Genomic DNA, 13,632 nt, shown 5'->3' with positions numbered 1-13,632 from the left:
GCTCTCCCCTGACTCCCTCTCCGCCGGGTCGATCATGACGCTTCACGCCTTCCTGGAACACCTGAGCTTCGCGGCGGTGCTGGCGCTGGTCTCGGCCCTGCTGGTGCGGCTGATGATCGCCTTCCCGATCCTCGACCACCCCGACCACCGCAAGGCGCACACCCGCCCGACGCCCAAGGGCGGCGGCGTCGGCATCGTCTGCGCCTTCATCCTCGGCATGCTGGTGCTCTACCAGGTGGCGGAGTTCGCCCGCATGGCGGACCGGCGGTTCATCGGCGTCATCCTCGCCGCCGTGGCCATCGGCGTGGTGGCGCTGCTCGATGACATGCGGGACTTCCGCTTCGTCGTGAAGCTCGCCGCGCAGGGTCTGGCGGCGCTGGTGGCGCTGGGCAGCGGGCTGGTGGTGGACCGGCTGGCGATTCCCTGGATCGGGACGATCGAGCTCGGCCTGCTCGGCGCGCTCGGCACGCTGTTCTGGATCGTCGCCTGCACCAACGCGGTGAACTTCATGGACGGGCTGGACGGGCTGGTGGGCGGCACGCTGCTGATCGTCTGCGCCGGGCTGGCCTGGATCGGGCTGCAACAGGGCGCCTGGTTCATCTACGCCGCCTGCCTGATCCTCGGCGCGGGCATCGCCGGCTTCCTGCCCTTCAACCTGCCTCCGGCGCGGATCTTCATGGGCGATGTCGGCAGCCAGTTCCTCGGCTTCATGCTGGCGGTGCTCGGCGTCGCCGCCGCCCGCTTCGACGCGGCGCAGGTCTCCTTCCTGCTGGTGCCGCTGCTGCTGTTCGCGCTGCTCTTCGACACCGGCTTCACCCTGCTGCGCCGGGCCTGGATGGGCGAGCGGGTCAGCGCGCCGCACCGCACGCATCTCTACCAGATGGCGCAGCGCAGCGGCCTGCCGGTGCGGGCGGTGGCGGCGGTGCACTGGGGCTTCGCGCTGTTCCATCTGGCGCTGGCGCAGATCTTCCTGCGGCTGCCGGCGGACGAGAAGCCGCTGATCATCCTGCCGCCGCTGCTCGCGCAGCTGCTCTGGCTGGCCTATGTGGCGCGGCGGGTGCGGCGCGCCGGCCTCAGCTGGAAGGCGGCGTGACCACCTCGAGCAGCATCATCCCCGCCTCGCCCACCCATTGCTCGGAGCGATAGATGCCGCCCGTCGCGGGATCGGCCCAGTAGCGGTTGGTGAAGCTGTGTCCGCCGCCGCGGCAGCTCTCGCGGATCAGCAGCGCCGCCCCCGCCGGCCCGGCCGAGACCCGGCAGGTGAGCGACAGGCCGAAGCGCATCTCGTCCGGCTTGCGGCTGTTGCGCATCAGGTCGATCTGGCGCCGCAGCCCCACCGGCCGGGCCGGGATGGCGAGGGGCTCGTCCAGCGGATCGGGGCCGTCGAGCCGGCTGCCGGCGATCCATTCCCGAAGGCCCGCCGTCGCCACCACCCGCGCGCCATCGGTCGCCACCACCAGGCCGCCGGCGCTGCGCCAGAGGCGGTTCTCGCCGTTCTGCTGAACCAGCCGGGCAAGGGCCCGGCGGCCCTGCCAGGTCAGGCCCAGCGCCGGCGCGCCGTCCGGTGGCGGGGCGAAGCCGGGCTGCGGGGCATCCGCCTCGGCCTCGGGCGGGGGCGCTTCCCACAGCGTCTGCCACAGGGCAGAAGGGTCGGCCCAATCCGGCACCGGGAGGCCGGCGCAGCCGGGCAGGAGCAGCAGCAGGCCGAGGCGGGGCAGGAGACGCATACCGGCCAGCCTAGCACATCACGCATTCGTGAAGAATACGCGAATCCGCGCTTGGCGGTGCGGCCGCGCGTCTGGCGAGGCGCCCGCCGCTGCGCTGAAATGCGCCGCGAATCGGGGAAAGGAAGCAGGCGATGATGGAGCCGGATGTTCTGGTCGTGGGCGGCGGGCCGGCCGGCTCCACCGCCGCCGCCCTGCTGGCCAGGGCGGGGCGGTCGGTCGCGGTGCTGGAGAAGGAAGCGCATCCCCGCTTCCACATCGGCGAGAGCCTGCTGCCGCGCAATCTCGACATCCTGGAGCGGCTCGGCCTGCTGGAGGCGGTGCGCGGCATCGGCGTGCACAAGCCGGGCGCCGAATTCGTCTCCGACCGCACCGGGCGGAGCTGCGCCTTTCCCTTCGCCCAGGCGCTCAACCGGTCCCGCACCCATGCCTGGCAGGTGCGACGCTCGGAGTTCGACGCGCTGCTCTTCGGCCATGCCCGGCGGCTGGGCGCCGATGCGCGGGAGAACACCCGCGTCACCGACATCGCCTTCGGCGCGGCGGGCGAGCGCGCCACCGTGACGGCGCGCGGCGCCGGCGGCGAGACGCTGTCCTTCCGCCCGCGCTACCTGCTGGACGCCTCCGGGCGGGACACCTTCCTGGCCGGGCGGATGCGGGTGAAGGACAGCAACAAGTACAACAACACCGCCGCCATCTACGCGCATTTCCGGGGCGTCTCCCGGCGGGAGGGCGAGCTCGACGGCTATATCAGCATCCATCTCGCCGAGGATGGCTGGTTCTGGCTGATCCCGCTGCCGGGCGATGTCATGAGCATCGGCTTCGTCGGCAATCCCTCGGCCTGGAAGGGCCGCAAGGGCACGCCGGAGGATCTCTTCGCGGCGCGCATCGCCGGCAGCCCCACGGTCTCGGCCCGGACGGCGGGCGCCGAGCGCATCTCCGAAGTCCACAGCACCGGCAACTACAGCTACCGGGCCCGGCAGGGACATGGCGAGAACTTCCTGATGATCGGCGACGCCTACGGCTTCGTCGATCCGATGTTCTCGACCGGCGTGCTGATGGCGATGACGGCCGGCGAACTGGGCGCCGGCGCGGCGGATGCCTGGCTCGACGACCCGGCGAAGGGCAACCGCCTGGCGGCGCGCGCTAATCGCGAGCTGGCCGATGCCATGGACCGCATCAGCTGGCTGATCTACCGCATCAACGACCCGGTGATGCGCTCGCTCTTCATGGCCCCGAAGAACACGCTCTGGATGCGCGACGGCATCATCAACATGCTGGCCGGGAACCTGCGCGGCGATCCGCGCGCGGTGCTGCCGATCCTGTCCTTCAAGGCCGTCTATCACACGCTCTCGGCCCTGCACCGGGTCGGGCTCGGGCCGCGCATGGAGGAGGCGCTCCCGGCACCGGCCTGATCCCGCGCCAGGGGGACGCTATCGGCGCGGAACGGGTCCGCGCCGGAGGCAGGCCGCTCAGCCGATCCAGATGTCGCTCAGGACGACGCCGGCACCGGGCTGCAGCAGGGCGATGGTGACCGCCGCCGCCGCGCCGGACCCATCGGCATCGAAGGCCAGGATGCCGGTCGCGGCGTCGAAGAGCACGCGCTGTTCCGCGGTCGTGGCGCTGGCGCCGAGGCCGAAGCCGGCGGCGCCGAGGTGACCATTCTCGCCGGACAGACCGAAGCTCGCGCCCATGAACTGCAGACGGTCGATGCCGGAGGCGAAGTCGGTGATGATGTCCCGGTCCTTGCCGGGCGCCTGGTCGAAGCGGAAGAGATCGCGGCCGGCGCCGCCCGTGAGCTTGTCGAAGCCGGCGCCGCCGATCAGGTAGTCGTCGCCGTCGCCGCCTAGGAGATGGTCATTCCCGGCGCCGCCGTCGAGGCGGTCCTTGCCCGCATCGCCGAGCAGCCAGTCATGGCCCTCGTCGCCATAGAGCGCGTCGTTGCCGTCCTGGCCGCGCAGGCTGTCATTGGCCTGGTTGCCATGCAGGCTGTCATCGCCCTCGCCGCCGAAGAGTCGGTCGCGGCCAGTGCCGCCATGGAGATAATCCCGGCCGGTGCCGCCGACCATCCAGTCGTCGCCGCCCTCGCCGGCCAGCCAGTCATCGCCCTCGCCACCGAGCAGGACATCATCGCCGTTGCCGCCCTGAAGCCGGTCCTGCCCGGCGCCGCCATCGAGGCGGTCCTTGCCGGCATCGCCGCACAGCCAGTCGTCACCGGACTCGCCATGCAGCCGGTCGTCGCCCTCGCAACCCTGGAGCCGGTCCTGTCCGGCGCCGCCGCGCAGGGTGTCGTTCCCGGCCTGGCCGAGCAGCCGGTCGTCGCCCTCGCCGCCGGACAGCCAGTCCTGGCCATCGCCGCCCTCGATCCGGTCGGCCCCGGCGCCGCCGCCGAGGATGTCGTCGCCCTCGCCGCCGAAAAGGATGTCCGCGCCGTCGCCGCCCCAGGCGCGATCGTTTCCGGCCTCGCCGGCGAGCAGGTCGTCGCCGCTGCCGCCATGCAGGATGTCGGCGCCGTCGGTGCCGAAAAGCCGGTCGTTCCCGGCCTCGCCATAGAGCATGTCGTCGCCGCTGCCGCCGCGCAGGGTGTCGTCGCCGCTGCCGCCCCGCAACGTGTCGGTGTCGCCGTCGCCGGCGAGGGAATCGTCGCCCCGGCCGCCCAGCAGCCGATCGCTGCCGGCCCAGCCCCGCAGGATGTCGTCGCCCGCGCCTCCGCCGAGCACGTCGCCGGTCGCGGTGCCGGAGAGCAGGGCGGGGGTGGTTCCGTAGCGGAAGATGGTGGCCATGGGAGCAACTCCTCACTGAGCGAGGCGGCCAGGAAGGGCCTCGGTGGAGTGCTATATGGAGATATTTAACTTATTGGATCATTTCGGCGGCGTGAGGGATTGCTCACGTGAATGTGATAATTGTAAACTTCATCGTCGGAAAGCGAGCCCCGACCAGGGATCCGAGCGGCACGACAGCATATAGGAATAAAATCTTATATCTGCATCCGGTCGCCGCCGGCACGCGGTTCCGGCCGGATGCCACCGGCCGGAACCCTGCCTCAGGTCAGCGAGGCGTGCCGGCCTGACCGTCTTCCGTCCAGGACCAGGAGGAGAACGGCCAGCGCGGCGCCCCAGGCGACCGGAACCGGCAGCAGCGGCGCGGCCAGGGCAGGAAAGATCAGCAGGATGCCGGCCAGGGCGAAGCCCAGCCGTCCGGCCGGGCCCAGCGGCCGGCGCGCATGCCCCTGGCAGGCTGCCGCCAGGGCCGCGAGCCCGGCCGCGGCGAGCAGGATCTGCCAGGCCACGTCGAGCCAACCCATCTCCGGCGTCAGGCTGAGCAGCAGGCCCACCCCCTCGGGATCGGTGACGAAGACAAAGGGCAGGACGAAGGCGGGCAGGGTGTACTTCCAGGCCTGCAGCGTGGTGCGGTAGGGCCCGGCCCCGGTGATCGCCGCCGCCGCGAAGGGCGAGAGGGCGGTGGGCGGCGAGACCTCGGACAGCACGGCGTAGTAGAAGACGAACATATGCGCCGCGTAGTCGGGCACGCCGAGCTTCATCAGCGCCGGGGCGGCGACCACGGCGGAGATGATGTAGCTCGCCGTCACCGGCACGGCGAGTCCGACGATCCAGACGATCAGCGCCGTGTAGAGCGCCGTGACCACGAGGCTGCCGCCCGCGGCCTGGATGGCGATCTCGGAGAATTTCAGCCCCAGCCCGGTGAGCGTGATGCAGCCGACGATGATGCCGGCCGAGGCGCAGGTGGCGGCGATGCCCACCGCCTGCACCGCGCCGCCGGCCAGCGCCTGGACCAGCCGGCGGGGCGTCATCGCCGTCTCACGCCGCAGCCAGGACAGCACCACCGCCACCGCCATGGCGTAGAGCACCGCCAGCGTCGCGCTGTAGCCCAAGGCCATGAAGACGATGATCGCGATGAGCGAGGAGAAGTGGAAGCCGTAGCGCCGCGCCAGCTCGCCCGCCGGCGTCACCGCCAGGCTCTCGGCCGTGACGGCGCCGGCGCCGAGCCGCCGCTGGTCCAGTTCCACCATGAACAGCAGCGAGGCGTAGTAGAGCACGGTCGGCACCGCCGCCATGCGCAGCACATCGAGGTAGCCGAGCTTGAGGTACTCGGCGATCAGGAAGGCCGCCGCGCCCAGCACCGGCGGCGAGATGATGGCGCCGAGCCCGCCCGCCGCCAGCAGCCCGCCCGCATCGTCGGCGCGGTAGCCCACGCGCTTCATCATCGGCCAGGCGACGGTGCCGAGCGTGACGGTGGTGGCGACGCCCGAACCCGAGGGGCCGCCCAGCAGGAAGGAGGAGAGCACCACGGTGCGCCCGGCGCTGGAGGGCTTGCCGCCGGTCAGGGCGAAGCTGAAATCGACGAAGAACTTGCCCGCGCCGCTGCTCTGCAGGATGGCGCCATAGATGGTGAAGAGGATGATCAGCGTCGCCGAGACATCCACCGCCGTGCCGTAGATGCCGTCCAGCGTGATGGTCAGGTGCGGGATCAGCCGCTCGGCGTCGTAGCCGCGGTGCGACCAGGGCGGCGGCAGCAGGTTGCCGTAGAAGCTGTAGAGGATGAAGGCGATGGCGACGGCCGGCATGATCCAGCCCGTGGCGCGCCGCGTCGCCTCCAGCACCAGCGCCACCAGCATCCAGCCGACGACGATGTCCATCGGCTCGGGGAAGACGTAGCGGTCGAGCAGCGCGTCGCCGCCGTCGATCAGGTACCAGGTGCAGTAGAGCCCGGCGGCGATCAGCACCATGTCCCAGGGCATCAACCGGTCGCGGAAGCGGCGCGCGGCGGGGAACAGGTAGAAGCCCAGCGCCATGGCGAAGCCGACATGGACGAAGCGCAGCGTGGTGGTGGGCACGATGTCCCAGGCGGCCCAGAGGTGAAACAGGCTCATCGCCAGGGCGAGGCCGGTGGCGCCGAGGCCGAGCGCCCCGGTGAAGCGGTTCTGGATCCCCTCTTCTTCCTCGATCAGCCGCTCCACCCGGGCGGCGGTGCCTTCGTCGAGGGCGTCGGGGGCGATCTCCGGCGGCAGGTTGCTGCTGGCCGGAGGCTTCGGCGGGGCGCCGGCCATTCAGCGCCCCGTCACGCGAGCTGCGCGCCCTGCGCGGTCCAGTAGGCCTTGGCCGCCGGATGCCATTCGATGCCGGCGGCGGCGCTCTTCTGTGCCTCGAGGCGGAAGTTCCGCCCCTCGGCATGCACCTGGCCCAGCTCCTGCCGCCCTTCCCAGGCGGTCTTCAGCAGGGTGGTGACCATGGCCTCCGGCATGTCCTCGCGCACGGCGAGGATATTGGCCACCGACATCTGCCGGTTGTCAGTCTTCTGACCCGGATAGGTGCCGGCCGGAATCACCTCGGGGAAGTAGACCGGGCCGTACTTCTCGACGATGCGCGGGATGTATTCGTCATGGTCGATCATCTGGATCTGCACGCCGGGCGAGGCGCCGAGATCGGTGATGGCGCTGGTCGGTACGCCGGAGACGAAGAAATAGGTGTCGAGCTTGCCGTCCTTCACGGCGTTGGTGCTCTCCGCCGGGGAGAGCCGCTCGCGCGCGCGGAAGCTCTTGTCGCGGTCGAGCCCGGCGGCCTCGATCAGGCGGAAGGCCATGACCTCGGTGGCGGAACCGGGCGCGCCGGTCGAGACGCGCTTGTCCTTCATCCCCGCGATGCTGGTGATGCCGCTCGCCGTCGTCGTCACCGCCTGCATGCGGTTGGTGTAGAGCACGGCGATGGCGCGCGCCGGCACCGGGCGGCCCTTGAAACGGTCGTTGCCGCGCACCGCGTCCACCGCCGCATCCACCTGGGCGAAAACGAGGTCGACGCGGCCGGCGCCCAGCAACTGCAGATTGGCCACCGATCCACCGGTGACCTCCACGGTGGCGGACATCCCGCCCGAACGCGAGAGCATGTTCGCCAGCCCGCCGCCGAGCGGATAGTAGACGCCACCCGTGGTGCCGGTGGCGATCGAGATCTGGCCGGACTGGGCGAGGGCGGCGTGGGTCAGGGCGGGCAGGGCGAGGCCGCTCGTGGCCGCGCCGGCCAGCAGGCCGCGGCGTGTCAGGCTTGGCATGGGGTGCTCCCTGGACGTTCTCTTTCTGTGGGAAAGCTTAGTCCGCCGGCCGCTGATCATGAAAGTGGAATGGTTCGGCGAAAGTGCCGGCCGCGCCGCAACCATTCGGCACGGCCGCGACTGAGCATTGATGGAGATCAAGGCGCGGCCGATGCTGCGGGTCCATCATCGACCCGGTGCGGAAAGCCCCGCCAGCAGCCAGGAGGAATCATCATGCAACTTCCCACCGCCCGAGACCTGATGACCCCCGACGTGGTCACCGTGCCGCCGGAGACGCCGTTCTTCACGGTCGCCCAGATGCTGGCGCAGCGGCATATCTCGGCCGTCCCGGTCGTCGGGCCGGCGGGCGAGGTGCTGGGCATCGTCACCGAGGCCGACCTGATCCGCCGGCTGGCCGGGGATGCCAAGGCGCCGATGGGCCTGCTGCGCAGCCTCTTCTCCAACATGGACCGGCTGGCGGACCGCTATGCCAGCACCCATGGCACGACCGCCGCCGAGATCATGACGCCCGACGCCGTCACCGTGGCACCCGGCGCGACGGCGGGCGAGATCGCGGAGCTGATGGAGAAGAAGCAGGTCCGCCGCGTGCTGGTGACGGAGGGCGGCAAGCTGCTCGGCCTGGTCAGCCGCGCCGACCTGCTGCGCGCCCTGGTGGCGCCCAAGGCCGAGGGCGGCGACTATCCCGATGAGCGCCTGCGGCGTGCCGTGCTGGCGGCGATGAAGCGCGAGCCCTGGGCGGACAGCTATTTCCTGACCGTCGAGGTGAAGGACGGCGTGGTCGAGTTCCACGGCTTCCGCCAGAGCGATTCGGTGCTGCGGGGCCTGAAGGTGCTGGCCGAGCAGGTGCCGGGCGTGAAGCGGGTCGAGGACAAGACCTCGCCGCTGCCGGGCCCCTATTACGCCGGCATCTGAAGGCCGGGCGCGGGGCCGGCCTCCGGTCCCGCCGCCCTGGATCCCGATCCGGCGGGATCACCCGATCGGGTGACGACGCGCTAGCGGCCGCGGAAGACCGGCCGGCGCTTGTCCAGGAAGGCGCGGACCGCCTCCTGGAAATCCTCCGTCTCGGCATAGCGGCCGGCGGCCTCGATCTCCTCCGGCGCCACCGGCAGCGGGCCGCGCAGCGCCTGCAGGGCACGCTTGTGGAACCGGTTGGAGAGCGGCGCGCCTTCCGCGATGCGGGCGGCGATCGCCTCCACCTCGTCGAAGATCGCCTCGTCCGGCACCAGCCGCGTCAGCACGCCGCGCGCCAGGCACTCTTCCCCCTCCAGCACGCGGCCCTCGATCAGCAACTCGCAGGCGGTGGGATAGCTCGTCACCTGCAGCAGGGCATCGAGCGCCGCATAGGGATACCAGATGCCGAGCTTGCGGGCCGGGATGCCGAAGCGCGTGCCCGGCCCGCCGATGCGGAAGTCGCAGACGCTGGCGAGGCCCGCGCCGCCGCCCATGCACCAGCCGGACAGCGCGGCGACCACCGGGTGCGCGCAACGGCGGATCGCCTCCAGCGCGCCGTCGAGCGCGGCGGCGAAGCGCGCGTTCTGCGCCCGGTCGCCATAGTCCCGCTCGAAGCTGCCGATGTCGGCGCCGGCACAGAAGGCCGCCGCCCCGGCGCCGCGCAGGATGACGCAGCCCAGCGTCCGGTCGGCCGACAGCGTGGTGAAGGTCTCCGCCATCGCCTCCCACATGGGCAGGTCGAGGCAGTTGCGCTTCTCGGCGCGGTCGATCAGCACGGTGGCGATGGCGCCGGCGTGACGGACACGGATCTGGGGGTGCGGCATGACGGCCGCACGGTGCGGGCCGGGAGCCTGGCTGTCAACGTCGCCCCGCCTGCCGCAACCCGTCGGCGGCCCGGCGGGTTCTCTCCGGCAAGCCAAACCCGGGAGAGCCGCCATGCACAGCGACCGCAACGAGGACGAGATGCGCATGAAGGTGCGCGAGATGATCGGCGAGATCGGCACTGCCATCTTCACCACCGTCGACGCCGAGGGCCGACTGCGCGGCCGGCCGATGCGGACTCAGAAGCCGGACGCGGATGGCCGCACCCTGTGGTTCTTCACCCGCGCCGACAGTCCCAAGGTGGCCGAGCTGGAGCAGGATTCCCGCGTGCAGCTGGGCTATTCCGAGCCGAAGAGCCAGGACTACGTCTCCCTCTTCGGGCGCGGGAGGGTGGTGCGCGAGGCGGCGCAGAAGCGGGACCTCTGGACCGACGGGCTGCGCACCTGGCTGCCAGAGGGGCCAGAGAGCGACGAGGTGGCGCTGATCGCGGTGGAGATCGAGGGCGCCGAGTACTGGGACGGCGTCTCCTCCAGCCTGCGCTATGCCTATGGCTATGCCCAGTCCCTGCTGACCGGCGAGCCCGACCGCGGCGGCGAGAATGCCAAGGTCGATTTCCGCGGCTGACAGCGGCGGCGGCTCAACGCCAGGAGAGCTTGAAGAACCATTTGGTTGATTGAATAATGCCGACTTCCCCGCCATGGGGCGGAATCCGGGGGAGGCGCGGGTGGCCGAATGGTTTTCCAGGCTGGTGGGCAGGTCGGCCCCCGCCGAGTTGTCCGCCAGGCCCTCCTCTGACGCCGCAGGCACCCGCCGGGGCTTCGCGGAGGCGCCCGTCAGGAAGCTCGGCGGCGCGAAGGCGGGCGGGACCAAGCCCGGCCATTCCCCCATGCTGGACCTGCCCGAGCTGATCCCCGAGCGGCCGCCCGCGCCGGACTTCCCGGAGGAGGAGCGCGCCTGGGCCCGGCCGGTCCCGCATGAGCGGGCGCGGCCGGCGGCGGAGGGAGAGCCGGAGGCGCCCTTCGTCAGCACCGGCCCGCACGGCCACCGCGCCCGGATGCGCGAGAAGCTGCTGGAGCGCGGCCCGGATTCCCTGGCCGATTACGAACTTCTCGAGATGCTGCTCTTCTTTGCCTTCAAGCAGGGCGACACCAAGCCCCTGGCCAAATCGCTGATCAACCGCTTCGGCAGCTTCGCCGGGGTGATGACCGCGCCGCAGGCCGTGCTGATGGAGACGCGGGGGCTCGGCGTGCACAGCGTGGCGGCCCTGAAGCTGGTGCAGGCGGCGGCGCTGCGACTGGCCAAGGCGGAGGTGATGGACACCCCGGTGCTGAACAACTGGGACCGGCTGATCACCTACCTCAATGCCGCCATCTCGCGCGAGAAGATCGAACAGTTCCGCATCCTCTTCCTCGACAGCAAGAACCGGCTGATCGCCGACGAGGCGCAGGCCCGGGGAACGGTGAACCACACCCCGGTCTACCCGCGCGAGGTGATGAAGCGCGCGCTGGAGCTGCACGCCACGGCCCTCATCCTGGTCCACAACCACCCGAGCGGCGACCCGACGCCGAGCCGCGCCGATATCGAGATGACCGCCGAGATCCGACGGGCGGGCGAGGTCTTCGATGTCGTGGTGCATGACCACCTGATCGTCGGCAACGGGCGGCATCTGAGCTTCCGGCGGGAAGGGTTGCTCTGAGGCCGGAGGCGGCGCCTCACCACCGGGCGCGCATCAGGGCCAGGGCACGCGCTGCCCGGATGTCCATGTCCGAGCGGTCGTCGGTCAGCACCGGCTGGCCTTCCGCCAGCTCCCCGGTCTCCGAGAGCGTCGCCGCGAGGCGGCGCGCGGCCGATTGCGCGGCCGCCGGCGCCGCGTCCAGCCGGGCCCGGGCCTCGGCCGGCGCCACCGGCTCGGTCCAGGCCAGCAGGATGGCGTTGCCGCTGCCCGAGCGCGCCGCCAGTACGGCAGGGAAGGCGGCGCGCAGGCTGGCCGCCAGCGGGCCGGCGATGCTGTCGGGATCGCCGGCGCCGAAGACGTTCATCGCCACCACCCCGCCCGGCGCCAGCCGCGCGGCCACCAGTCGGAAGAACTCCACCGTCGCGACATGCGCCGGCACCTGCCCTGTGGCGTAGAGATCGATGACGATGACCTGATGCCGGGCGGGGTCGGCCGCCAGGACGCGCCGCGCGTCGCCATGCGTGACGGGAATGGCGAGGTCGAAATACGCCCGCCCCGCCGCCGTCACGCCGGGATCGATCTCGACGCCCCGCAGGCGCCAGCCGGGCCAGGCCCGCCGCGTCGCGGTGATGGCGGAGCCGCCGGCGACACCGAGGAACAGCGCGCTGCCGCTCGGGGCGGCGCCCGGCCGCGCCAGGGCGGGGACGGCGGCCAGCAACTCCCAGTAGGAGCCGGTCTCGCCGCCATCATGCCGCCGGGCCGATTGCACGATGCGCGTCGTGTTCAGCATCAGGCTGCTGGTCTCGCGGTCGCGGCGGACCATGACGGTGTTGTAGGGCGTCTCGCGATAGAGGGCGAAGGCGGCCTGCCGCTGCTGCTCGGCCAGGAAGCCGGGCAGCAGCGGCGCCAGGGCGAGGGCGGCGCGCAGCGGGGGCAGGCCGGTGGCCAGGGCGGCCAGCGCCGCCACCAGCGCGGCCAGGGCGTAGCCTCCGGTCAGGCCGAGATAGGGGATGGCGAGGAAGGCGGCGAAGAAGGTGCCGCCGATGCTGCCCAGCGCCTGGCAGGCCGAGACCAGCCCCGAGGCGCGCGCCGCGCCCTCCAGCGGCGCCAGCCGGGCGACGCAGAGCGGCGAGGCGGCGGCGAGGGCGAAGGCGGGCGGGCCGATCAGCAGCATGGAGGCGCCGACCGCGCCCGCCAGCGGCCCCAGCGCGGCCTCGGCGCCGGCGGTGATGGCGCGGCCCAGCCAGGGGGTGAGGGCGGCGAGGCCGGCGGCGGCGCCGAGCAGCAGCGGCAGCGCCCTGGCGCCATCGGGGCGGGCGCCGAGCCGCCCGCCCACCACGTAGCCGGCGGACATGAAGGCCAGGGCGGTGCCGATGATGGCGCCCCATTGATGGATGGTCTGGCCGAAGACCGGCGCCATCAACCGGCCATCGAGCATTTCCAGCGCCATGACGCTCCAGCCCGCCGCGAAGGCGGCGAAGCCGGTGACGAGGCGCTGGCGCCTCACGCCGCCCTCACCGGGTCGGCTTCGGCGGATCCTGGCTGTAGTCGTAGAAGCCGCGGCCGGCCTTGCGGCCCAGCCAGCCGGCCTCGACATACTTCACCAGCAGCGGGGAGGGGCGGTACTTGCTGTCGCCCATGCCCTCATGCAGCACCCGCATGATGGCCAGGCAGGTGTCGAGCCCGATGAAGTCGCCGAGCTGCAGCGGCCCCATCGGATGGTTGGCGCCGAGCCTCATCGCCGCGTCGATCGAGCGCACGTCGCCGACGCCCTCCTGCAGCGCCTGCACCGCCTCGTTGATCATCGGGACCAGGATGCGGTTGACGATGAAGGCCGGGTAGTCCTGCGCCACCGCCGTGGTCTTGCCGAGCGTGGCGGCCAGCGCCGCGACGGCCTCGAAGGTCTCGTCCGAGGTGGCGATGCCGCGGATGATCTCGACCAGCTTCATGACCGGCACCGGGTTCATGAAATGCATGCCGATGACCCGCTCCGGCCGGTCGGTCGCGGCGGCCAGGCGGGTGATCGGGATCGAGGAGGTGTTGGAGGCGAGGATGGCCGCGGGCTTCAGCACCGGGCAGACCGACCGGAACAGGGAGAGCTTCAGCTCCTCCTTCTCGGTCGCCGCCTCGATGACGATGTCGCAGTCGGAGAAGAGGGACATCTCGGTGCCGGTGCGGATGCGGCCGAGCGCCGCATCCTTGTCCGCCCCGCTGAGGCCGCCCTTGGCGACCTGCCGGTCCATGTTCCTGGCGACGGTCGCCAGCGCCTTCTCCAGCGCCTCCGCCTTCACGTCCAGCAGCGCGACGGAGAGGCCCGCCAGGGCTGCCACATGGGCGATGCCGTTGCCCATCTGGCCGGCGCCGATGACGCCGACCGAGCGGATCTCCGTCACGCCCATG

Annotated in this window: 12 protein-coding genes; 5 read left to right on the top strand and 7 right to left on the bottom strand. The window is 71.8% G+C overall.

Going from position 1 to position 13,632, the window contains the following annotated elements; genetic code table 11:
• The first annotated feature begins 34 nt into the window (after window positions 1-34).
• Window positions 35-1,093, top strand: a complete 1,059-nt coding sequence (locus ACF3NH_RS03950; protein WP_198365634.1) for a glycosyltransferase family 4 protein — start codon at window positions 35-37, stop codon at window positions 1,091-1,093.
• Here the strand turns inward: ACF3NH_RS03950 and ACF3NH_RS03945 are convergent.
• The gene (locus ACF3NH_RS03945) at window positions 1,074-1,727 is read right to left on the bottom strand and encodes a YjbF family lipoprotein (protein WP_422921930.1); all 654 of its coding nucleotides are present in this window, start codon (window positions 1,725-1,727) and stop codon (window positions 1,074-1,076) included. The two genes, ACF3NH_RS03950 and ACF3NH_RS03945, sit on opposite strands and share 20 nt — an antisense overlap.
• A gap of 131 nt (window positions 1,728-1,858) precedes the next feature.
• Between ACF3NH_RS03945 and ACF3NH_RS03940 the strand changes: the two genes are divergently transcribed.
• Window positions 1,859-3,136, top strand: a complete 1,278-nt coding sequence (locus ACF3NH_RS03940) for an NAD(P)/FAD-dependent oxidoreductase (RefSeq protein ID WP_422921929.1) — start codon at window positions 1,859-1,861, stop codon at window positions 3,134-3,136.
• 57 nt (window positions 3,137-3,193) lie between these two features.
• On the opposite strand, the gene ACF3NH_RS03935 is transcribed toward ACF3NH_RS03940, so the two are convergent.
• The 3 genes from ACF3NH_RS03935 to ACF3NH_RS03925 all read right to left on the bottom strand — a co-directional run bounded on the left by ACF3NH_RS03935 (window position 3,194) and on the right by ACF3NH_RS03925 (window position 7,784).
• A complete protein-coding gene (locus tag ACF3NH_RS03935; RefSeq protein ID WP_422921928.1) occupies window positions 3,194-4,504 on the bottom strand; it encodes a calcium-binding protein in 1,311 nt (436 codons plus the stop codon).
• 260 nt (window positions 4,505-4,764) lie between these two features.
• Window positions 4,765-6,789, bottom strand: coding sequence for a TRAP transporter permease (locus ACF3NH_RS03930; RefSeq protein ID WP_422921927.1), 2,025 nt, complete (start codon window positions 6,787-6,789; stop codon window positions 4,765-4,767).
• Window positions 6,790-6,800: 11 nt separating this feature from the next.
• On the bottom strand, window positions 6,801-7,784 hold the full coding sequence (locus ACF3NH_RS03925; protein WP_422921926.1) for a TAXI family TRAP transporter solute-binding subunit: 984 nt from the start codon (window positions 7,782-7,784) through the stop codon (window positions 6,801-6,803).
• Between the two features lie 213 nt (window positions 7,785-7,997).
• Here ACF3NH_RS03925 and ACF3NH_RS03920 point away from each other — a divergent pair, with 213 nt between their 5' ends.
• A complete protein-coding gene (locus ACF3NH_RS03920; RefSeq protein WP_232476994.1) occupies window positions 7,998-8,696 on the top strand; it encodes a CBS domain-containing protein in 699 nt (232 codons plus the stop codon).
• Between the two features lie 80 nt (window positions 8,697-8,776).
• Here the strand turns inward: ACF3NH_RS03920 and ACF3NH_RS03915 are convergent, their stop codons facing one another.
• Entirely contained in the window at window positions 8,777-9,559 is a 783-nt protein-coding gene (locus tag ACF3NH_RS03915) for an enoyl-CoA hydratase/isomerase family protein (protein WP_422921925.1), read from the bottom strand.
• Between the two features lie 112 nt (window positions 9,560-9,671).
• Between ACF3NH_RS03915 and ACF3NH_RS03910 the strand changes: the two genes are divergently transcribed.
• Window positions 9,672-10,181 (top strand): pyridoxamine 5'-phosphate oxidase family protein, encoded by a 510-nt coding sequence (locus tag ACF3NH_RS03910; protein ID WP_422921924.1) that lies wholly within the window; start codon window positions 9,672-9,674, stop codon window positions 10,179-10,181.
• A gap of 49 nt (window positions 10,182-10,230) precedes the next feature.
• Window positions 10,231-11,253, top strand: coding sequence for a RadC family protein (gene radC, locus ACF3NH_RS03905; protein WP_422921922.1), 1,023 nt, complete (start codon window positions 10,231-10,233; stop codon window positions 11,251-11,253).
• 16 nt (window positions 11,254-11,269) lie between these two features.
• On the opposite strand, the gene ACF3NH_RS03900 is transcribed toward radC, so the two are convergent.
• A complete protein-coding gene (locus ACF3NH_RS03900) occupies window positions 11,270-12,739 on the bottom strand; it encodes a fused MFS/spermidine synthase (protein ID WP_422921921.1) in 1,470 nt (489 codons plus the stop codon).
• A gap of 7 nt (window positions 12,740-12,746) precedes the next feature.
• Window positions 12,747-13,631: a 3-hydroxybutyryl-CoA dehydrogenase gene (locus ACF3NH_RS03895; protein ID WP_232477001.1), complete on the bottom strand. Its 885-nt coding sequence runs from the start codon at window positions 13,629-13,631 to the stop codon at window positions 12,747-12,749.
• Window position 13,632 lies beyond the last annotated feature (1 nt).

Origin of the sequence: Pseudoroseomonas sp. WGS1072 (genome assembly GCF_049340465.1) — a bacterium.
Lineage (GTDB): Bacteria > Pseudomonadota > Alphaproteobacteria > Acetobacterales > Acetobacteraceae > Pseudoroseomonas.
Note: the sequence above shows the minus strand (reverse complement) of the source record. Positions and strands in the feature narration are given on the sequence as shown.